Source organism: Alphaproteobacteria bacterium LSUCC0396 (assembly GCA_041228345.1).
Lineage (GTDB): Bacteria > Pseudomonadota > Alphaproteobacteria > Puniceispirillales > Puniceispirillaceae > UBA3439.
This window is the reverse complement of the sequence record CP166131.1, coordinates 1794200-1814468: the sequence shown is the minus strand read 5'-3', so window position 1 is coordinate 1814468 and position 20269 is coordinate 1794200. Positions and strand designations below refer to the sequence as shown.

Sequence of the window (20269 nt, the reverse complement as noted above, 5' to 3'; positions counted from 1 at the left end):
ATGTCCCGTCCTGTCTACACAACTGTTACCCGTACCCAAGGCAATAATCACGCATTAAAGGAAGGCATCGTCAAACCCAATGGCTTTGACCTCGAATTTATTGATATGCCGGTACTTGTTCATGGCTTTCGTAAAATGGTGCGTAATCTCGAATTCGATATCAGTGAAATGGCGGCAACCACCTATCTATGCGCACGTGAACATGGTGTGAAATTTACCGCCTTGCCAATTTTTCTAGTTCGCGATTTTCACCATAAGGCAATCCGCTATAATGTGAATTCCGGCATCAAGACACCACAGGATTTGATGGGCCGCCGGGTTGGCGTTAATCGCGGCTATACCGTTACCACCGGCGTTTGGGCGCGCGGCTTTTTGCAATCCGAACATGGCGTCGATTTGAATAAAATCACATGGGTACTGTCGGGTGATGAGCATGTTGCCGATTATCAGCCACCGGCAAATGTTGTGCCGATTGAAGATGGCAAAGATATGGAAGCCATGTTGATTTCAGGCGAGCTTGACGCGGCGATCGGGGTAGCGGTTGAACATGAAAATATCCGGACGCTCATCGACCAGCCCTTTGACGCTGCGGTGGCCGCCGTTCGTGATCAGGGCATCTATCCGATTAACCATCTGATGGTGGTGCGCGACGATGTGCTGGAACAAAATCCGGATATTGCGGCCGAGCTATTTGATCTCTTTGTGCGCTCAAAACAGCTTTATTTGGAAACGCTGCGCAATGGTGACATTGCCGCACCAACCAAGATTGAACAGATTCACGCTGCGGTTGACCCAATCCTTGGCGACCCGCTGCCTTATGGTATCGAGTCAAACCGGCTGGTTCTGGAAACGCTGGTAAAGCATGCGCGCGATCAGAATATCATCACCAAGCCAGTCGAGATTGACTCGCTGTTTGCGCCGGCCTGCCGCGATTTGAACGGCTAGCGGAAATCAGGCCATAATTTTTCTAGACCGAGCGCAAAAACGCCAGAACTCGTTCTGGTACATTTTGCTCGGTCTGGGCATCAGGCGGAAGATCCCAATAGTCCGATCCCTCCAGCACCTCTTCAAGATAGCGCGCCGCCGATGTGGCATGGGCGGCATCCTTGCCCGGTACGATCAGGCTGGGAATGTGAAGGGACAGCAAATCCTCGGCCGTTGCACCCGGCGCGGTATCACGGTCAAATAAGCCGCCAACCATCTGCCGCAAAATTTCCAGATACTGCGTCTGATCCATTGCCGCATAATGCGCGGCAAAATCTTTATCCTTGCGGATCACATTATTCCACGGCCCACCAGCAGGATCTTGCGAAAAATTTTTATCATGGCTTTGCACAAGTGATACAATACCGCCAAGGCCGTTCGCGGCCACATAATCAGCATGGGCGGCAAAACGTTGATGTGCGTTAATCCGGTATCGCGCCCCGCCAACCGGCCAATAATGAACCATTGAGCGCACCCGTTCTGGATAATGCGCCGCCATCGCCAGAACCGGCGAGCAGCCCATACATCCACCCATAAGATGCGCAGCCTCAACCCCCAGATGATCAAGCAAGCCAACCGCCTGACCAACAAAATCTGACCAGCCAATTGCCTCGACACGGCCACCTGACTCGCCATTTTCACGCCGGTCAAAGAGGATGCATTGAAAATGGTCGGGAAGATGCCCCAACAAATTTATCCGCTGATAAACGCCAAAATGCCGCCATTTATCCATCGTTGCATCAAACCCGCCCGGCGCAAACATCAGCAAAGCGGGGCCATTGCCTTCAATCTGGTAATGCGTGCGAATTCCATCAATATCGACAAACGCCATCGGCTCTATCTCCTAGCGCTTCGTGGCGCCTTTGATTTGTTTCCCGGCACGGATATCAGCCGCACATTCGCTAAGCGCATCAAAGGCGATCTTGCCAACATTGGCATAGTTCTCCGCATCGCTATCGACTGCCGCAGCGCTATAGCCAATCGCCGCATGCGCCATCCGCACCCGTCCATCAAGCCATGGACCGCCCCCAAAACCACCAATCACCGGTATCGTGACAGCCTCGACGACCGCTGGTCCGACGATCGGCCCTGAATTGGTGAAATCCAGCAATGATGCCCCGGCATCTTCCAGCATTTTTGCCTGACGGATCAACGTGTCAACCATTTCATCTGGCACCACCGCATCGGCGGTATTCATAGATTTATATTCCATACCATAAGCCAGCGCGGTTTGCGGCGTAACACCAAATTGCGCCCAAACAGGAATACCTGCCTTGACCAACGCTTCGACCCCTTCAGGCGCCTCGGCAGCGCCATCCAGCTTGATCATATCGACGCCGGCTTCCTTAACCATACGGATTGCCGCATCCACCGCCTGTTGCGGGCCAGCCTGTAATGGGCCAAAGGGGAAATCCGCACTGACCAGCGCATTCTTGACCCCGCGGCGCACCGCCTGACAAACCGGCATCATCTGATCCATGGTTATTTCAAGCGGGTTCGCCTGGCCCCATAGATTATGTCCAACCGTATCGCCCACCGACGCAATTTCGACACCGATGCGATCAACGATCTTGGCCATATGGGTGTCCCATACAACCATGCCGACAATTTTCTCGCCTCTTGCCTTCATCGCTGCCAGCGACGCTAAACTGACCTTGTCACCCATTTGTTTTACCCTCTTTGGTTATCAATGCTGCTGGGATTCGCCGCGATACGTCCAGCCGAAACATTTTGCTGGCACCGTGACGGCAAATGGTATCAATAAAACTCGTCAAAAAACATCTGATCCTGCGCCAATCCAGTTTCATAGGCGCGTTTTTGAATTGCTGCCGCCATTACCGCCGGACCCGCAAAATAGAGATCATAATCGCTGATTGCATCACCAATCTTTGCCCATGCTGCATCATGCACAAACCCACCTTGATAGGTGCCACTCGCATCTTCAGACAGGACAATCTGCACATCTACATTCGTGCCAAGGCCGGTTATTTCATCAATCAATGCGCCAGCGGGGATATCGTCCTGATTGCGCCCACCATAAAAGAAATTGACCTGCCGCCCATCCAAAAGCCCAGCCGCCGCCGCGCCGCGGATGATCGAGACCATCGGCGATAGCCCCGAGCCACCAGCAATCAAAAGCAGGTTGCGCGGGCTATTTTCTTGTAAATAGGCGCTACCATAAGGTCCATCGATAGTGATGGTATCACCAATCTCAATCGCATCAAACAAATGCGACGTCACCGCACCACCCGGTACTTTCTTGATTTGGAACTGCCATTGATCGGTGCCACCCAGATTGCTCATCGAATAGGCGCGCCCTCCGTCAATTCCATCAATCTCAACAAGCGCATATTGCCCCGGACGGAACCCGGCAGGTGCCGCCAATGTAAAGGTGAATTCGGCAATATCATGCGTGATCGACTGTTTTGAAACCAATTTGGCAGATTGCCGTGATGGCACAAATGGCGGCTGGTATTTGGCATCGCTGCGAAATTTAATCACGCAATCAGTCTCGGGCCGTGCCTGACAGCCAAGCCACCGGTTCCGCTTTAGATCACGCTCACCCCATGCTGGCGAATCCTCTCTGGCGTGATGAACAGTGCCTTCAGCCAGCTCAAACCGGCAATTACCGCAAGAGCCAACATTGCAAGAATAGGGCATCGCATGACCGGCCCGCAACGCCGCGCGCAAAATCGTATCATCTGGCATACAGATAAATTCATCATCACTTCCGGCAATTTTAATTTTATGCATATTACACTCTTTAATCGAACAAGCTGGAAATTTAGGGGCTAAAACCTGACAGGCTTGAGATATGGCAGATGTCGCGCAACGGCGAATATCGGCCTCGCATAATAGCCAGATCTAATCATCATGCCCATCATGCTTATGACTGTGATGGTGATGAGCATGGTCATGGGCATGGGCATGGTGGTGGTGCTGGCCATGCGCGTGTTTTTGATGATGCTGGCGGCCGGCCTCATCGCCGCTGGCAAAAATTCGGTCAGTTTTGCTTGCGCCCGGTTCCTCACGGAACAGCAGTGACTTTACGGTCAGCGGCACGGTAAATGACGGCAACCGAATTTTGCCAAGATCGATATAATCAAAATCGCGAAGGATAATTCCGTCAATGACCAGCATATCGTTGCTGATCTGCAATTCATTCTGCAAGATACCGCCAAGCGTATAGGCAATGTCCCCATCCAGCATCACATAAAGAATGCCGCCACCGCCAAGATAGCTGGACAAAGCATCATGAATACCATCAGCCAGCGCCCGAATGCGCTGATAATCAGGGCTGCCCCGCCAATCGAAAGCAAGCGCCGTTTCTGCCAGATTAATATCAAGGTCGAAGGCGACAAAATGCGCGCGAATCGCGGCGGCAATCTCGTCGGCTGACGGGTCGCTGGTAAAATCAATATTTGGCTTTAGCACCTGCATATTGCGGCGCGGCAACACTTTGCCCGGGGCGCTGATCGTGCCAGTCTGGCCGCTTAGCTGAACCGAATATTCCGAGGCGCCAAGCGCTGTTGCTCGAATACCGGCGACTGCCGGCAGCAGTGGCGCCGGAAACGCACCAGCAGCGGCAAGATCGCCAAGATGTTTGCCAAGATAAAACCCGAGATCACCAAAATTTTGTGTCTCACGCTGATAAACATATTCAGCAACCCCGCCGGAAAACATTACCGCCTGAATATCGGTCAGATCATCTGGCAAATCGGTCAGGAACAATGCCGCCACTTCATCCGTCATCATACCACCCAGCGCATTGACCAGAGCACGCGCCATGCCAGCAGCAATCTGATCCATTGTTTCAGCCGCAACGGATTGGCCAAGCTCAAAATCATGACCAGCGGTTTTGGCATGAAGCCGACCCGCCGCATCCAGCCGCACGATCTTACCATCATCAATGGCAATCAGCCGCCCGCCAATATCCAACGCCGCCGTCCAGACAATTTTCCCGTGATCCAGCAATGCCAATTTGGTCGTGCCACCGCCGATATCAATATTCAAAATACGGTTTTCCTGATCATGGCTGGCCTTGGCTGCACCCGAACCAAAGGCGGCCAACATTGCCTCCATATGGTTACCAGCGGTTGCGGTAACAAACTCACCGCCCTTTTCAGCAATAACCTCGGCGACCGCCGCCGCATTATCACGGCGTAACGCCTCACCGGTCAGAATCACCACACCAATATCAATCTGTCGCGGCAGGATACCCGCCTCGGCATATGCGGCATCAATGATCCGTCCCAAGGCAACCGCATCAATGGTTTTTTGATCGATGAACGGGGTAAAGCTGACCGGAGATTCAAAATCAGTGACCCGATCGACAATCACATAGCGGCTGGCAAGCGAATCATTCAGCCGCTGTAAATGAATCTGCGAAAAGATAACTTGTGTGCCAGATGACCCAATATCAACACCAACCGTGCTAAGCGTCACATTATCGCGCTGCCATATCGGGTTATCCTCAAGCGGGCCCGGATCAATATCATCATGGTCGTGATCAGCATCGCCGTCATGTTCATGCGGGAAAAAATCACCAAAAGCATGGTCCGCAACTGTATGCGAGGCAGGCGAATTATCAGGTTTTTTCTGCGACATCGAATTGCCTTTCGTTCCGCTATACAGACCAATGTTCCATTGACATACTAGGTGGAAACTTCTAACATAGTATAACAGTCGTTCCAAGATAAAAGCAGCCCAATCATGCTGGACAAGCGCCAGTTGAACCAGCTGCCCAAACCTATAAATCGAGGCCCATCAATGATAAAAAATGCGATCGTTTCGGACAAGCTAGCCGATAAATTCCGTACCGAAAAAGAAACCACTTACACGCGGTTTATCGCTAATGAAGGCCTTGATATTGTCGATGGGTTATATGTTCGCAATCTTAATCATGTCGCGTTAAAGCCATGGGCGCGGCGCGGCGGCAATGCAGTCTTTATCAACCATGACGCATCGCGCACGACGAATGACTGCTATGTCATGGAAATTCCGGCTGGCGGCAAGCTCGTGCCCCAGCGCCAGCTTTTTGAAGAAACAATTTTAATTCTTTCCGGACGCGGCTCGACAACGGTCTGGAACGATCGCGGCGATAAAGCCTCGTTTGAGTGGGGCCCCGGCGCCATTTTTGGCATCCCGCTGAACGCCAATCATCAGCATTTCAATGGATCCGGCACCGAGCCTGCGCGCTATGTGTCAGTCACCAACATGCCGCCTTTAATGAATGTGTTCGAAGATCCGGAATTTATTTTTGGAACCCAGCATGACTTCCTTGGCCGCTTTTCCGGCGAACCTGATTATTTCGCTGATCAGGGCGAGCAAAAGGGTCTGTTGATGGAGACTAACTTTGTCGCCGATGCGGTGAATTTACCGCTCATCGAAGCCAAAGAGCGCGGTGCTGGCGGCGGGCATATCCGTTTTCAATTGGCAAAATGTTCGATGAACAGCCATATCAGCCAGTTCCCAATTGGCACCTATAAAAAATGTCACCGTCATGGGCCGGGTGCGCATGTGATCATTCTGTCCGGCGAGGGCTATAGTCTGATGTGGCCTGAAGGCGAAGAGCCAACCCGGTATGAGTGGGAAGTTGGCAGCATGATTGTGCCGCCCAATATGTGGTATCATCAGCATTTCAACACCGGCACAACACCGGCGCGATATTTAGCCTTCAAATATGAAGGCGTCGCCATCCGCAATGCGCAGGGCGTGCCAAAAGCTTGGATTTCTCAGCGAATTGGCGGCGACCAGATCGATTATGCCGATGAAAGTCAGGAAGTGCGAACGATGTTTGCGGATGCCTTGGCAAAGAACGGAATAGCTGCAAATATGCAATCCGCGTATGATGCGGAACTACCCGACCTTCCGCCCAAGCGCTAGGTCTAACGTGATTTCCATAACGATCATTTAATCGTATTTGGATGAAACAAGACTTGTTTGTTTTTGGAGATTATACCGATGCTTAGAAAAGAAATTAACGACCTGCTGACCCAGACCAACGCAGGCACGCCGATGGGCGATTTATTCCGCCAATATTGGATTCCGGCGTTGCTCGCATCTGAACTGCCCGAAGATGATTGTGCGCCAGTGCGTGTCAAACTTCTTGGCGAGCGTTTGCTTGCTTTTCGGGACAGCAACGGCGAATACGGGCTGATCGATGAATTCTGTGCGCATCGCGGCGTCTCTTTATGGTTTGGTCGTAATGAGGAAGGCGGCATCCGCTGCCCGTATCATGGCTGGAAATATGACGTAAACGGCAATTGCATCGAGGTGCCGTCCGAGCCTGAGGAAAGCGGCTTTTGTGAAAAGATCAAATTATCTGCCTATCCGCTGATCAAGCTTGGCGACATTCTCTGGACGCATATGGGCGATAAGGACAATGTTCCAGAACTGCCGAAATGGGAATTTGCCACGGTTCCAGCTGAACAGACCTACAGCTCAAAGCGCTGGCAGGAAAGCAATTGGCTGCAGGCAATGGAAGGCGGCATTGACTCCAGTCATGTGTCTTTCCTGCATTCAGGAGGTCTAAAATCTGATCCGTTATTTAAAGGTGCAGCTGGCAACAAATATAATTTCAATGATAAAAAGCCAGTCTTTGAAGTTGTCGATTCAGAAGGCGGTCTTTATATCGGTGCCCGCCGGATGGCCGAAGAAGGCCATTATTACTGGCGCATCACACAATGGGTAATGCCAAGCTTTACAATGATTCCACCGCGTGGTGATCACCCTGTTCATGGTCACTTCTGGATTCCGATTGATGATGAAAATTGCTGGGCATGGAGTTACGATTATCATCCGACCCGCGCCCTTACCGATCAAGAGCGTCAATATATGATCGAAGGCAACGGCGTTCATAACCAATATGTGCCAGGAACGTTCCGCCCGTTGCAGAACAAAGATAATGACTATCTCATGGATCGCGACGCACAGAAACGCGGCGAGCTTTATTCCGGTGTCTGGGGCATTGCCATGCAGGATGCCAGCTTGCAGGAAAGCATGGGCCCGATTGTCGACCGAACCAAAGAAAATCTGGTATCAACCGACAATGGCATCATTATGGCGCGCCATAAATTACGCAAAGCGGTAAATGCCTTAACCGAAAAAGGCGTCACCCCGCCCGGCCGCGACACCAATCATCACCTTGTCCGCTCAGTGGCAAAGGTGCTGCCAAAGGACCAGCCATTCAGCGAGGCCTGCGCCGACGATTTCAAAGCAGAAGTCGGCAAACCGCAGACAACTGTCTAGATATAGGCGCGTGATGGGAAAGACGGTTCAGCCAACTTTATTGCATAGCTGTGCAAAGGCTAGCTCGGCTAGCGAGTTGCTATTCCGTGTCCAATATCCAAATAGCCGTCACCGCAGGGCCCTGTTTCTGGGGCTTGATGATGCAGCAGCCGATCTAATCCGGTCACAGCCGGCAATTGCATCGCAGCCTGTTTACCGGCTCGCCGCCGACGCGCCAAACCAGCTAACCCTCAGCGACGAGCGCGGCACTGTTGGCCACCTTGAAGCCTTAATCTCGGCGCATGATCTGGTGCTTATGGTCTCAACAAACGCATCACAAGATCAGGCCGCAGCCGGTATTTACGATACGGCGCGTTCGCACAATATAATGGTCAATTGGATTATCCTGCATCAGCAACCGGGGCGCCGCCCACAGGTTGCAAATCAGATTTTCACCAAGGATCCAGACATTATTGCCACCACCATTGATGCGCTTCGCATCGGAGATCTGTAACCAAATGGAATTGCTTGGGCTTCTTGTGATCGGGTTCTTTATTGGCATCACCCATGCCATGGAGGCTGATCACCTTGCTGCGGTGGCATCAGTCAAGCAGAATGGGCGCGGGCTGCGCTCATCCTTGCATCGCGGCGTTGTGTGGGGCATCGGCCATGGGATCGCGCTCCTCCTCATATGCGGCGTTGTGATCCTTGCCAGCATCAGTTTTGACAAAAGAGTCGAAGCTTGGCTGGAATTGACGGTTGCTGCGATGATTATTGGCCTTGGGCTAAACACTATTTACCGTTTAGCCGTCCGCAAAGTGCATTTCCATGTGCACCAGCATGACGGCCATAAGCACCTTCACGCCCATAGTCATCAGGCCGAACCAGCCCCGATACCGCATTCGCAACTAGCCCATCAACACAAACATCCCAAGCGTGGGCATTTGCTGGCTTTGCTGATCGGACTGCTGCATGGTGCCGCCGGATCGGGTGGATTGCTGGTTCTAGTTGTGGCCGCCACCCATTCGATTTTTGAAGCATTTATCTATATTCTGGTCTTTGCCGTTGGCGCGATTGTCGGCATGGCCCTATTGTCGGTCGTGGTAAGTATGCCGCTGTCTCTTGCCCAAGCCGGGGCGGGCCGCGTCAACAAGATCGTCCTGACCGCGCTGGCTGGCTTTTGTTTCTGGACGGGCGGCCAATTGGGGTTCAGTAGTCTGACGATACTTGGGTTTATCAATAGCTAGTGATCGGCGCCCGAGGTGCGACTGGCACGCACTCTAGCCAAATCGAAACGCGCTGGGTGGAGATGGCGCTAAACCAGTAAAGGGAGTAAGGAAGATGTGTGGTGAAATTGACGAAAATGTCGGCATAAATGCCGAAATCTTATCCCAGTTCCATTATCTTGTGCGAAACCGGATCGGCGGCGACACCATACCCGCCGCACCAGCGCCTGATGGGCTGGCAACAGCCGAAGGTAGGGCGGCGTATATGTCGCAGATTTTTAATCATCTGCTGCACGATATGGCAGCGCAGATGAACAAGGCAGATGATACCGAGGTGGTCGATGTTGTTGCATCACAGGCGATCGCACTGGCACGCTTGGCCGGCTTTATTGCGGGCCAGTTACCGCCAGGCGCCGACCTTTACCGCGCAACCATTGACGCCGTAAGTGCTGGCCATGATGACAGCCGCCGGTTATTGGCACCAAAACAGCATGATCATCACCATGATCACCACCATTGATGGCAGATCAGCAAAAACCTCACGATATCCAGCACAGCCCCAAGCGTGCGAACAAGGTTGCCACAGCGTCTGGTGCGCCCGGCGGGGCTGAAGCAGGGTTTGCGTTTTTAGGCGATCGCGATTGGTGGCTTGGCATTCTCTCAACGGCATTTGGCCGTGGGTTCTTTGGCTTCATGGCCTTTGCCATTTTGGTCAGTATTGTCTGCTATCTGATGTATGGCATGGCGGCTGTCGAGGCGGTTTTACGTGAAGATATGACGTTACTGGTGAATATGATGCCGCGCGTGGTGCTAGCGCTGTGTGTTGCATCATTGTTGTGGGTGGTATTGCCGCGTGACCGAATGGCACGGCTGGTCGGCACAGAATCAGGGCTTCGCGGCCTGATCATTGCAGCAATCGCTGGCACGATCACCCCGGGCGGCCCCTCTTCTGCCTATGCGCTATTAGCGGTATTGGCCGCAGCAAAGGCTGATCGCGGCGCATTGGTCGCCTATATCACAGCATGGGCATTACTTGGGTTCCAGCGGATTCTAATATGGGATATGCCCTTTATGGGCCCGGAATTTTCAATGGTACGCTTTGTCGTTAGCATGCCGCTGCCAATTCTTGCAGGACTGATCGCCCGCCATATACCGATCCGGTTTGACGCCAGCCAATTACCAAAAGGGTCACGGTAATGTTCGGGGTTGGCTTCTATGCAATGCTGACAGTTCTGGCTGGGCTTATCGTGACCGCCTTTCGCGCACCCGATCCGGTTTTTGGGGCCGCCTTAAAACGCTGGATCGAGCAATTCGCCGTGCTGGTGCCGCGGATGTTCTGCGCGCTGATTGCCGCAGGCTTCTGTGCAAAACTACTCCCCGCCGAATGGATTAGCGGCCTTTTGGGCGAGGGATCGGGCTTTTCTGGACTTATTATCGCGTTTTTAACCGGACTTTTAGTACCAGCAGGACCGGTGATCTGCTTTTCGATTGCTGCCGTTTTTGTAAAGGCCGGTGCGACACCAGCGGCGGTGATTACCTTTATCACCTCATGGAGCCTGTTTGGGGCGCACCGCTTGTTCATTTACGAATTGCCATTGCTTGGCTTTAACTTTGCCCGCCTGCGGATGGTATCAGTTCTGCCGGTGCCGATCATTGCGGGCGTCGCTGCAACAGCGATCAGCCTCGTCATTACAATTGAAATGCTGACAGGGCGATAACGGCGTAATAGGTTGTTAATTTATAAGCCTGCCTTTTAAAAACCCAATTTGTGGCAAACGGTTTATCCAAGGCTGGCCGCACCGCTGGCTTAATGGTGATATCCCATTTGCCGCGATATTTGATTGGCAACCGAGGTAACTTGCGGGATTAATGATGGGAATAGGCGCTTTTTCATCCGTAACCTCGGCCCGGCCAAACCAATCGAGGCAACAATGCCGCCATCGGCCTGCCTCACCGGTGCCGCAATACAGCGGGTTCCCTCCTCGCTTTCCTCATCTTCAACAGCATATCCATTTTGCCGGACCAACTCTAGCCGGTCGCGGATCGCCGTCTCGTCAATCAGAGTTTGCGGCGTGCGTTGTTGGCGCGGTATCGCCAGCAGGTTTGCAAGCTCACTGTCACCAAGATGCGCAATCAAGCACTGGCCTTCTGCTGTACAAAATGCCGGTTTAATCTGACCCGTACTGGACCGAAGACGCACCATTTGGGGGCTTTCAAAATCATGCAGGAAAACGATGTTTTCCGCATCACGCAAGGCAAGGCGGACATTTTCGCCAGTTGCCTCACGCAAATCCGTCAGCAGGCTGCGCGCGCCTGACCAAATGTCGAATTGCAACCGCACCATTGAGCCAAGCGTAAATAAACCAATACCAAGGCGATAGCGGCCGGTTTGTGCGCTCTGGCCAAGCAGTCCTTCGCTGACCAGAGTGCTGGCAAGGCGGTGCGCCGTGCTTTTGGCAATTCCAAGCCGTTTTGCAAGATCACTGACGCCAATTTCAACATCGTTACCATCAAATGCACGAAGCAATCGAATCGCTGTCGCTACTGAAGATAGGCGCGGCCCATCACTGGAAGATTTGCGTTTAACGCCTGTGCCTTGATCCTGCACCTAAGTCCCCTGTCACTTTTGGCGCCCAGCTTAGATTTCGCACAGGTGCCCTTAATGTTTGTTTCGTCCAGCCTACCAGATCCGATAACCGGCAAAATAGCGATAGAGCTGACCTTGGAACAGCTCGATGCTGAAGACCAGCTCAAACAGCGCAAACAGCGCTACCGCTGTTATAATTGGCACGATCAGCGATATCTTCATGCTTTCACCACCATGCACGCGGATCAAGTAAAACATCGCAAGGATCAGACCAGCATAATGGCCAAGGATGTAGATACATACAAGTAGCGCCAAAAGCAGCATGAAAAACTTCACCGAAACGGCAAAATCTACAATTTGGCCGCCAAGCGCCGCCTTTATTACGTTAAGAGATGTTTCAATATCACCTTGTTTCATAGTGCGATAGATTTGCACTAGAACGAGAAAAATAAGCGGCACAAGGATTACAAAGAGTGGCCTTGATGATGAGAAATCATAGCCAATTGCGGCAATCAATGCTGCGAGCGTAAAGCCAGCAGTGAGTAGGAGCGCAGCCTGCTCGAGTGCGCTACGATTTACCACCTTGTCATCAGCATTTGCTGCCGATTTAGTTTTCAGATTTTTTGCCATCTTTACTGGCGCTCCCTATCCGCAATCATCCCATAAACATTATAGGCAATAAACCCAAGCGAGATCAGGCAAAGGGTTAGCGGTATCGGTGAAAGAAAGAAGAACGTGCCTTTCAACTGCGTTGCCAAATATAAATTCTTTTCCACCGCATGGCCAAGAACATACCCGATCAACATCGCCGCCCGCGAATAATTCAGGATTTTCATCAGATAGCCGATAACCCCGAATATCAATGTGACGACAATATCGAAAAGTGACCCCTGCGCAGCGAACGCCCCCGTCACAACAACTGCGATCAGTATTGGAACCATGATTGACGAGCGAATGGAGGTTGCTCTTGCAATCGGATTAACCAGAAACATGCCGAAAATCGTACCGATGAGATTGCCAAAGATAACAGTAAAGATCATCACAAAGACAATATCGACTTCGGTTGTAACCATATCAACACCAGTTTCAAGGCCAAGGATGAACAAGCCACCGAGCAGGATCGCCATCGACGAGCTACCCGGAATACCAAACGCCACTGTCGAGGCCAGTGCCCCGCCCTCAACCGCATCATTTGCGGCTTCAGCACCGATTACGCCCTCAATATTACCCTCACCAAAAGTTTCCTTTGATTTTGAGGTTTGTTTTGCATGACCGTAAGCAATAAAAGCCGCTGGCGCACTACCCAAACCGGGGATAATCCCGATGGTTGTGCCGATTGCGCTACAGCGCAGCACCAGCCACCATTTCTTAAACGCAATACCGATACCCTCAAAAATCTGCTTTTGCGTCTGGCCAGCGCTAAGGGTGCCATGCTGCTTATCAACAAGACTGCCGCCCTTTACAAACAGATCAAACATCTCGGCAACCGCGAACAAACCCAGAATAACTGGGACTAATGGCAACCCGTCATAAAGCTCAAGCAACCCAAATGTGAAGCGTTCCTGATTGGTGACATTGTCAATACCAATCATTGACACCAGCAAGCCCAAAAGACCAGCTATCAAGCTGCGTGTCATATCTTCTTTACCAAGTACAGCGATAAAAGTTAGCGCGAGAAATGACAGAATAAAGATTTCCGGTGGACCAAAGAACAACACAACCTGTTGAAGCACGGGCAGTAATAAAGCCAGCGCAATTGCCCCAAAGGTGGCACCAAGGAAACAAGATGTCATTGCAGCACCAACCGCAACGCCCGCCTTACCTTGCTCACGCATCGGCGGGCCATCAAGCAACGTTGCCGCATTTTGGCCTGTTCCAGGCGTGCTAAACAGGATGGCAGTTAAACCGCCACCTTGAGCAACAGTTGCGTGCGCTGCAAGAAGAAATGCAATTCCGGGTGCCGGATCCATTTTATATAGAAATGGAATCAGCATCGCCATCGCAAAATGCCCGCTAAGACCTGGGATAATGCCAATGATCATACCGAATATAGAGCCAACAATTAGGAATGGCAGGACCTCAAAACTGATCGACTGCGCAAAACCTGAAACCAGTCCGTCTAGGATACCCATGAAATGTCCTACAATTTGTAAAAACAGATTAACTTATCAATAGATGAGAAAAATAGGCGCAACACACCCATTCGAGCATGATGCACCTATAGATTTGATAGCCAATCAGCGCTGATTATAGCTCACCACGGATTGCAGCAACGAATAACTTCCTTACGTCATCAGTTAGATCAGTCGCCTCTTTTGTCAGCTCAACCATTTCTTCACCAGATGCGTAATCAACCGCCCGTTTGGCCTTTTTGGCCTTGCCGAGGAATTCGTCATCAGCCACAGCTTTGGCAAAGGCATCACGGAGGAATGCCAGACGGTCAGCCGGAATACCAGGAGGACCCGCAATTGGCCGGCCAACTGCTGACAATGCCTCCCAACCAACTACAACTCTCATCGCTTGGTCAGCGTTAGGAAGGCCTTTCACAAGCTCACGGATGGTTGGCGTATCTGGCAGATCCTTGTGACGCTTCTTACCGCTTTGCATCACAATCTGGTTATCACCACTTTTTACAGACTTACCCGCACTGCCCCAAGATCCCCACATACCAACAAGGTCGCCGCGCTTCATGGCCTTTCTAATAGGACCAGAACTGTCAAAGCCATGGATTACTTGCTGGTTGAATTCAAACACCTTGCCGATAATCACAGTATCAACATAAGTTGACCCACCAAGGCCAGTCGCGCCAACTTTAAATGGCTCTTTGACCGCCTTTAGCGACTCATAGGTGTTAAAGCCACTTGCGACTGACGTGCTCATAACCCGAGTATCGGCAGTTACGCGACCAAGATAACTGTAATCCGCAACCTTGTAGGCGGCCCCTTTGATCTCTGCGAGTTCATTGGTAATCATCGCGCTACCATTAATGATCCCGATCGTGAGGCCGTCACTTGGTGAACGAAAAATCTCGTTCGCCCCTGTCATACCGCCAGCGCCACCCTTGTTCAAAATCTCGATATTAGCACCAGTGTACTTTTCCATTACTGGCGCAAGAAGACGCGCGTAATCGTCATAGCCACCACCGGGCTTGTAGGGCACGATAAACTTGATCTTTTTCCCCTTGTAAAAACTTGCTGCATCCTCGGCCTGTGCCGGTGCAACCTTTAAAAGCCCTGCCATTGGCAGCGCCAGTCCAAGAGATAGTAATCCCGTCAGAAATACGCGTCTCATTTTTTCCTCCCAAAAAACATTATAAACGATCCCTACCGCCACTATCACAAATGCTCAGCGGGGCGCGGTAACGCTTCTATTATGGAAAAGTAAACCTGAAATAAAATCAGTCGTCAATGGCACAGCGTTCTTTATAAAAGAACATCATCGTTTTTTATGAAACGGACCTAGCCTAGAGTTATCAAAATGACACCAGTAAAAGCAAAAATCGATGCAACCACCATGCTGCCGCTCATTTTACGCTCCAACCTAAACACGAAAATTGATAGGTAGCTAGCAATAAATATCTCTAATGATGCGATCATCACAACAACAATCACAGTCTCATAAACAATTGCGGCAAAGAACAGAATCTGTCCCAGCGAGACAGCGATGCTGGCCATAATCATCCAGCGATCAAGATCTGTGAAAATGCCGGTTAGCCGGCCGCGCAAGGATTTGACGAGAAGCCCCGCCAGCAAAAACGCGGCAAGACCCGTTACCGCACTTATAAAGGTGCCGAACGCCGGATATGGTAATTCAAAAATACCAAATTTACGAAAAATATAAGCACTACCATAGGCCAGCGCTGAGAGAACACCAAAGCTGTAATCCCAAACTGGCGGCGGCGCATCATCACCAGTCTGCTGATTTTTTGCGCTTTCCCGCATCATTAGCAAAAAGGCAAATAACAACACCGCCATGCCAGCAGCACCAACCATGGTGATCGCTTCACCCAGGATTAGAAACGCAAGCAAAGATGAAAAAAACGGATTCATCCGCTTAACCGTGGATGATCTTACGACGCCAAGACGGCGCACTGATGTATACAGGAAACTGCGCCCGACAACCATCGATAAAACACCGGCAAGCGCATAAAGGGCAACGCCCTTCCACCATGACGTACTAGCAACCGCCTGCATATCGAGGCTTTCGGTGGCCAGCCAAATCACCGCAGCAAACACTGCCGTGACAAGCACTGAAAACACCACGCCGCGGCTGTCACGCCGCCCGGACGAGCGGGCGATCAATACATTCGCAACCGCAAAGCAGAAGGCCGAGGCAAGCGCCAATCCCTGCCCAAGCAGCGCTTCACTCACCACCACACACCGTTAAGCGCACGCTGGGAAACATAAACAGCATCAGGAGTACGGGCCTGACGATGCCGGGATGGAGCAGAATCTGTCATCTAGTCTGCTGGCGGCTGCCAAACATCCTCGAACCCTTCGGCAGGTTCCAACTGGTCAAACCAGTCAAGGCCAATCGCCTTCATCACGCGGCTATTCACCACAATGACCCGCGCCTCGACATCGGATGTATTAAAGCGTTTATGCGCAACATATGGCGGCACGTAAATAAAATCACCCGGCCCCCACTCAAAGGTTTTCGGGGTGGTGTCCCATTCCCAAACAAACTTTTCGTCACATTCGAAATTCACGTCGTAATGATGATCATAACCGCGACCTTCAATCACAAAGGCAATTTCTTCCGATAGATGACGGCTGGTTCCGGTTGCTTTGCCAGCGGCGATAAACTGCATATAGATGTCGATACAGCATTCTTTTGTGTTCATCCGCTCATTGATCACATGTTTGATCAAACCGTCGGCCGAACGTTCCATTGGCATCTGGTCGTGTTTGACAACATTCAGCCGATCCTGATATTCGCGGCGAAATTCCTGACTGGCTTCAAGCGCCTGCTTATAGAAATCAACTTCAGGGCCCTCGGATTTGGCCCGCTGGCGCTCGATTGCATCTGCAAATGTAATTGGATCCATAATTTCCTCACCCTATCATCGCGGGGTCTTCGTGATTTAATTCCGGCGCACGCCCTTACCGGCAATTGCCTTGTTTAGAGCTAACTCCTCAGAGATTTTCCGGTGGGCTAAATCCTTCATAACCCTCTACCGGCTCTGTTGGCGGATAATGCACCATCTTTTGAAAGATCATATGCATGAACAGGAACAGCGGCTTGGCCTTTAGAACCAGAACATAGGTTTCATCGTCTGAGTCTGAAAGATGCTGATGAACACAGGCATTCTCGACAATCAGCGCGTCCCCCGCTTCCCAATCCAACCGGCGGCCATCATGAATATCATGACCTTTGCCCTTCAGCACAAAAAACACTGCCGAATTCATATGGCCGTGGGTTTGCCCATAGCCGTGCGGTGCGTACACATCGACATGCGCCTCGATGGATTGTGCAATTTTGTTGGCTTGCGGGTTAATGACCTTTTTCCCAAAGCTTTGCGGGCCACCCTTCCAGTTCAGATCACTTGTTTTATAGATCCTCGGCTGGCTATAGAGTTCCTGCTTTAGTTCACCATATGTGCCCTCAAGCGCGCGAACAAAGGTGCGTTTTTTCGCCCAGCGTTCCCAGACAACTTCATTCTTGCCATCAAATTCGGTGGTTTCTGCCATCTTCAACTCCCGTTAAACAGGCGTTTAGAATAGGCTGCTGACTAATTCCTGTCAACAGGACAATGTTCCATATAAAGGAACGATTTAAATTTTCTCATAGATATTATTTTTCTGGATCAGCGGCTGTCTCAGCCAAATCCTGACCAAGGTAACTTGCCGAATTACCATAAAGCAGCATCTTGACCTTATCCGGCCCAAGCGTTTTCACAAGCTGGTCAACCTGACCGAATAAGGGCAAGGTAATGCCGCTTTGCTGCGCCAGGTCAAGCGCCACATCCATATCTTTTTCATGCCATGTAAAATTTGTCGAGTCCCAGCGTTCCAGCGTGGTATTGCGGGCCGGACATTGCAGCAGGATTTCACGCATATGTTGGGCATTAATGCCATGACTTTTTGCCATAAACAAAACTTCATAATTCGCCACACAGGCAGCCCAATGCATCATGTTATTGCAGGCTTTGGCAACTTGTCCGCTGCCAATGGCACCAACATGAAGAACATCACGGCTATAGGCCATCATCGCCGGTTTCAGCTGTTCGACAACCGCCACATCGCCGCCGCACAAAGACAACAGATTGCCATCAACCGCACCTTTTTTGCCGTAACAGACCGGCGCATCGATAAAACCGATACCGGCCGCTTTTGCCGCCTTGGCAAGCGGTGCCATCGAGTCTGGATGACAGGTCGCCAAGACCGCTATTGCCGCGCCATCACCAAGCCCAACCGCCAGCAATTGCGTGACCACGTCACTTGTCTGTGCATCGGTTGCAACAATAATGAAAAACACGTCGGCGCTGTTTGCCAGATCGGCAATACCCGATACCGCAACCGCGCGCGGATCAATCGCAGCAAGCGCCACAGGGTCCAGATCAAACGCGGCCACATCATGGCCCGCCGTTACAAGATGGCGGATAATTTCACGGCCCATAACCCCGGCCCCAACACAGCCAACCCTCATCTTCACCACCTCATTACCCGGCATATCCCTCGCCGATGAAACACGGTTTGGGCGATTGAAATCAACCATTTTGGCCAGCCATGTGGCCAAGCTTGATCTTGTGGTGATCCCGGAGGGACTCGAACCCCCTACCTACAGATTAGGAATATATTTCTCTATAAACCTAACCTCACCATATCCATTAACTTACAATAACTTAACTACTACATCAACCATAAATCAATCAAAAACACTATTAACAAATCATTAACAAATTTACTTAATCCTTCATCTAAATTACTATTGATGTATGGAAGGTAAAACCCCAAAGAATTATGATGATTATGTTGATCTCCGTAATGACGGTAGGATCGTTATGTATCGACGACCCCACCTTAAAAATCCCAAATGGAATGTTAGGTTAAAAATCCCCAATACGAAAGGGTATGTAATTCGTTCTACTAAAACTTCTGACTTCAACGAAGGTAAAAGATTTTCCGAAGATCTGTATTATGAATTGGAAGGTAAAATTCGAAGAGGTGAAGTAATCACCTCACCTCAATTTGAAAAAGTAGTTAACGAATGGATTGGTGAAATTGATGTTTTGTTTAGAGAACAATCTGAACAGTACAAAAATGGTAACAAACAAATTTCGATATCACACCTAAAACCTTTCTTTGGTAAAACACCGATTGATGAAATTACTGAAGATCTGATCACCTCATTCATTTCACTTCAGTTCAAAAACAATTTTTCAAATGTAACTGTTAGACACCACCTAACCGTACTCAAAAAGATTTTCGATTTCGGTAGGAGAAAAGGATATCTGACCACCGTCCCACCAATCCCTAAACCGAAGTTGAAGATCAATAGTAGATCTGACTTCACCAAAGATGAGTGGAGAAAACTTTATGAATTTATGAGGGAGTGGATCAAACACCCCAACAGTAGAATTCACCGTCAAAGGTTCTACACCCAACAGTATGTCCTCATATTAGGGAACAGTGGTATCCGATGTGGTACAGAAATGAGAAGTTTGAAGTGGTCAGACATCTCCACAACTAAAGATCTTATTGGTGATGAAAGAGTTGTAATTACCGTTAAAGGTAAAACCGATAGGAGAGATGTAATTTGTAATGTTGGTATCGAAAGATACTTCAAACGACTTTATGAATTTAGAACTAAAGAATTAGGTCATCCACCATCACCTTCAGAATGTGTATTGGTCAATCCAAACGGAAAACCAATAAAATCCTACAAAGGTTCTTTCAACACTCTACTCCAAAAGGTTGGTTTAGATGTCGATAGTGATGGAAAGAAACGAACACCTTACTCACTACGACATACCTACATCACAATGAGGTTGATGGAAGGGGTAAACATCTACCAACTATCATCAAATGTAGGTACCTCAATCGATATGATTGAATTGTATTATGGTCATCTCAGAAACAGAGATCCCAATGTTGTTTCAGAAGTTACCAAAAACTCATTCACCAAAGATCAACCTTCAAAGATTGATTTTCTGTTCAACTAACAATCCCTAATTTAATCGTAGAGTCACTCTAACGAAAAAGTAATGGTTTCCATCATTATTACCATTAGACCGTACTCA

At 50.3% G+C, this 20269-nt stretch carries 21 protein-coding genes; 9 read left to right on the top strand and 12 right to left on the bottom strand.

The window, feature by feature from the left end; genetic code table 11:
• The gene (locus AB8881_08745; protein XDZ62635.1) at window positions 1-945 is read left to right on the top strand and encodes an ABC transporter substrate-binding protein; all 945 of its coding nucleotides are present in this window, start codon (window positions 1-3) and stop codon (window positions 943-945) included.
• A 22-nt stretch (window positions 946-967) separates the two neighbouring features.
• On the opposite strand, the gene AB8881_08740 is transcribed toward AB8881_08745, so the two are convergent.
• The 4 genes from AB8881_08740 to AB8881_08725 all read right to left on the bottom strand — a co-directional run bounded on the left by AB8881_08740 (window position 968) and on the right by AB8881_08725 (window position 5592).
• Window positions 968-1816: an alpha/beta fold hydrolase gene (locus tag AB8881_08740; GenBank protein ID XDZ62634.1), complete on the bottom strand. Its 849-nt coding sequence runs from the start codon at window positions 1814-1816 to the stop codon at window positions 968-970.
• A gap of 12 nt (window positions 1817-1828) precedes the next feature.
• Window positions 1829-2650 carry a 3-methyl-2-oxobutanoate hydroxymethyltransferase gene (locus AB8881_08735; protein ID XDZ62633.1) on the bottom strand — a complete coding sequence of 274 codons (822 nt, stop codon included), beginning with the start codon at window positions 2648-2650 and terminating at the stop codon, window positions 1829-1831.
• Window positions 2651-2742: 92 nt separating this feature from the next.
• Window positions 2743-3738, bottom strand: a complete 996-nt coding sequence (locus AB8881_08730; protein ID XDZ62632.1) for an FAD-binding oxidoreductase — start codon at window positions 3736-3738, stop codon at window positions 2743-2745.
• 111 nt (window positions 3739-3849) lie between these two features.
• Entirely contained in the window at window positions 3850-5592 is a 1743-nt protein-coding gene (locus AB8881_08725; protein ID XDZ62631.1) for an ethanolamine ammonia-lyase reactivating factor EutA, read from the bottom strand.
• A 162-nt stretch (window positions 5593-5754) separates the two neighbouring features.
• Here AB8881_08725 and AB8881_08720 point away from each other — a divergent pair, with 162 nt between their 5' ends.
• The 7 genes from AB8881_08720 (at window position 5755) to AB8881_08690 (ending at window position 11158) form a co-directional block, all read left to right on the top strand.
• Window positions 5755-6870, top strand: coding sequence for an ethanolamine ammonia lyase-activating protein (locus AB8881_08720; GenBank protein ID XDZ62630.1), 1116 nt, complete (start codon window positions 5755-5757; stop codon window positions 6868-6870).
• A gap of 78 nt (window positions 6871-6948) precedes the next feature.
• Window positions 6949-8235 (top strand): Rieske 2Fe-2S domain-containing protein, encoded by a 1287-nt coding sequence (locus tag AB8881_08715; protein ID XDZ62629.1) that lies wholly within the window; start codon window positions 6949-6951, stop codon window positions 8233-8235.
• Between the two features lie 13 nt (window positions 8236-8248).
• A complete protein-coding gene (locus AB8881_08710; GenBank protein XDZ62628.1) occupies window positions 8249-8728 on the top strand; it encodes a hypothetical protein in 480 nt (159 codons plus the stop codon).
• Between the two features lie 4 nt (window positions 8729-8732).
• The gene (locus tag AB8881_08705; GenBank protein XDZ62627.1) at window positions 8733-9461 is read left to right on the top strand and encodes a hypothetical protein; all 729 of its coding nucleotides are present in this window, start codon (window positions 8733-8735) and stop codon (window positions 9459-9461) included.
• 94 nt (window positions 9462-9555) lie between these two features.
• Window positions 9556-9960 (top strand): hypothetical protein, encoded by a 405-nt coding sequence (locus AB8881_08700; protein XDZ62626.1) that lies wholly within the window; start codon window positions 9556-9558, stop codon window positions 9958-9960.
• Complete coding sequence (locus AB8881_08695) at window positions 9960-10637, top strand: hypothetical protein (GenBank protein ID XDZ62625.1); 678 nt, start codon at window positions 9960-9962, stop codon at window positions 10635-10637. The genes AB8881_08700 and AB8881_08695 overlap by 1 nt, the downstream gene beginning before the upstream one ends.
• Window positions 10637-11158 carry a hypothetical protein gene (locus tag AB8881_08690; GenBank protein ID XDZ62624.1) on the top strand — a complete coding sequence of 174 codons (522 nt, stop codon included), beginning with the start codon at window positions 10637-10639 and terminating at the stop codon, window positions 11156-11158. Before AB8881_08695 ends, AB8881_08690 begins: the two co-directional genes overlap by 1 nt.
• 89 nt (window positions 11159-11247) lie before the next feature.
• On the opposite strand, the gene AB8881_08685 is transcribed toward AB8881_08690, so the two are convergent.
• The 8 genes from AB8881_08685 to AB8881_08650 all read right to left on the bottom strand — a co-directional run bounded on the left by AB8881_08685 (window position 11248) and on the right by AB8881_08650 (window position 18744).
• Window positions 11248-12048, bottom strand: coding sequence for an IclR family transcriptional regulator (locus AB8881_08685; protein XDZ62623.1), 801 nt, complete (start codon window positions 12046-12048; stop codon window positions 11248-11250).
• A 72-nt stretch (window positions 12049-12120) separates the two neighbouring features.
• Window positions 12121-12657 carry a hypothetical protein gene (locus AB8881_08680; protein ID XDZ62622.1) on the bottom strand — a complete coding sequence of 179 codons (537 nt, stop codon included), beginning with the start codon at window positions 12655-12657 and terminating at the stop codon, window positions 12121-12123.
• A 2-nt stretch (window positions 12658-12659) separates the two neighbouring features.
• Window positions 12660-14159, bottom strand: a complete 1500-nt coding sequence (locus AB8881_08675) for a tripartite tricarboxylate transporter permease (GenBank protein XDZ62621.1) — start codon at window positions 14157-14159, stop codon at window positions 12660-12662.
• A 115-nt stretch (window positions 14160-14274) separates the two neighbouring features.
• On the bottom strand, window positions 14275-15318 hold the full coding sequence (locus tag AB8881_08670) for a Bug family tripartite tricarboxylate transporter substrate binding protein (protein XDZ62620.1): 1044 nt from the start codon (window positions 15316-15318) through the stop codon (window positions 14275-14277).
• 167 nt (window positions 15319-15485) lie between these two features.
• Window positions 15486-16397 carry an EamA family transporter gene (locus AB8881_08665; protein XDZ62619.1) on the bottom strand — a complete coding sequence of 304 codons (912 nt, stop codon included), beginning with the start codon at window positions 16395-16397 and terminating at the stop codon, window positions 15486-15488.
• Window positions 16398-16486: 89 nt separating this feature from the next.
• Complete coding sequence (locus tag AB8881_08660) at window positions 16487-17074, bottom strand: cupin (GenBank protein ID XDZ62618.1); 588 nt, start codon at window positions 17072-17074, stop codon at window positions 16487-16489.
• Between the two features lie 88 nt (window positions 17075-17162).
• Window positions 17163-17717, bottom strand: a complete 555-nt coding sequence (locus AB8881_08655) for a cupin domain-containing protein (GenBank protein ID XDZ62617.1) — start codon at window positions 17715-17717, stop codon at window positions 17163-17165.
• 103 nt (window positions 17718-17820) lie between these two features.
• Window positions 17821-18744 (bottom strand): NAD(P)-dependent oxidoreductase, encoded by a 924-nt coding sequence (locus tag AB8881_08650; GenBank protein ID XDZ62616.1) that lies wholly within the window; start codon window positions 18742-18744, stop codon window positions 17821-17823.
• Between the two features lie 220 nt (window positions 18745-18964).
• On the opposite strand from AB8881_08650, the gene AB8881_08645 reads away from it, so the two are divergent.
• A complete protein-coding gene (locus AB8881_08645) occupies window positions 18965-20191 on the top strand; it encodes a tyrosine-type recombinase/integrase (protein ID XDZ62615.1) in 1227 nt (408 codons plus the stop codon).
• Window positions 20192-20269: the final 78 nt, after the last annotated feature.

What these genes read in the sequence shown, in the direction of transcription:
- AB8881_08695 (XDZ62625.1), top strand. Translation starts at nt 9,960, where the DNA reads ATGGCAGATCAGCAAAAACCTCACGATATCCAGCACAGCCCCAAGCGT.
- AB8881_08740 (XDZ62634.1), bottom strand. Translation starts at nt 1,816, where the DNA reads ATGGCGTTTGTCGATATTGATGGAATTCGCACGCATTACCAGATTGAA.
- AB8881_08655 (XDZ62617.1), bottom strand. Translation starts at nt 17,717, where the DNA reads ATGGCAGAAACCACCGAATTTGATGGCAAGAATGAAGTTGTCTGGGAA.
- AB8881_08650 (XDZ62616.1), bottom strand. Translation starts at nt 18,744, where the DNA reads ATGGTTGATTTCAATCGCCCAAACCGTGTTTCATCGGCGAGGGATATG.
- AB8881_08660 (XDZ62618.1), bottom strand. Translation starts at nt 17,074, where the DNA reads ATGGATCCAATTACATTTGCAGATGCAATCGAGCGCCAGCGGGCCAAA.
- AB8881_08710 (XDZ62628.1), top strand. Translation starts at nt 8,249, where the DNA reads ATGGGAAAGACGGTTCAGCCAACTTTATTGCATAGCTGTGCAAAGGCT.
- AB8881_08720 (XDZ62630.1), top strand. Translation starts at nt 5,755, where the DNA reads ATGATAAAAAATGCGATCGTTTCGGACAAGCTAGCCGATAAATTCCGT.
- AB8881_08705 (XDZ62627.1), top strand. Translation starts at nt 8,733, where the DNA reads ATGGAATTGCTTGGGCTTCTTGTGATCGGGTTCTTTATTGGCATCACC.
- AB8881_08700 (XDZ62626.1), top strand. Translation starts at nt 9,556, where the DNA reads ATGTGTGGTGAAATTGACGAAAATGTCGGCATAAATGCCGAAATCTTA.
- AB8881_08690 (XDZ62624.1), top strand. Translation starts at nt 10,637, where the DNA reads ATGTTCGGGGTTGGCTTCTATGCAATGCTGACAGTTCTGGCTGGGCTT.
- AB8881_08715 (XDZ62629.1), top strand. Translation starts at nt 6,949, where the DNA reads ATGCTTAGAAAAGAAATTAACGACCTGCTGACCCAGACCAACGCAGGC.
- AB8881_08730 (XDZ62632.1), bottom strand. Translation starts at nt 3,738, where the DNA reads ATGCATAAAATTAAAATTGCCGGAAGTGATGATGAATTTATCTGTATG.
- AB8881_08745 (XDZ62635.1), top strand. Translation starts at nt 1, where the DNA reads ATGTCCCGTCCTGTCTACACAACTGTTACCCGTACCCAAGGCAATAAT.
- AB8881_08645 (XDZ62615.1), top strand. Translation starts at nt 18,965, where the DNA reads ATGGAAGGTAAAACCCCAAAGAATTATGATGATTATGTTGATCTCCGT.
- AB8881_08670 (XDZ62620.1), bottom strand. Translation starts at nt 15,318, where the DNA reads ATGAGACGCGTATTTCTGACGGGATTACTATCTCTTGGACTGGCGCTG.
- AB8881_08680 (XDZ62622.1), bottom strand. Translation starts at nt 12,657, where the DNA reads ATGGCAAAAAATCTGAAAACTAAATCGGCAGCAAATGCTGATGACAAG.
- AB8881_08735 (XDZ62633.1), bottom strand. Translation starts at nt 2,650, where the DNA reads ATGGGTGACAAGGTCAGTTTAGCGTCGCTGGCAGCGATGAAGGCAAGA.
- AB8881_08675 (XDZ62621.1), bottom strand. Translation starts at nt 14,159, where the DNA reads ATGGGTATCCTAGACGGACTGGTTTCAGGTTTTGCGCAGTCGATCAGT.
- AB8881_08725 (XDZ62631.1), bottom strand. Translation starts at nt 5,592, where the DNA reads ATGTCGCAGAAAAAACCTGATAATTCGCCTGCCTCGCATACAGTTGCG.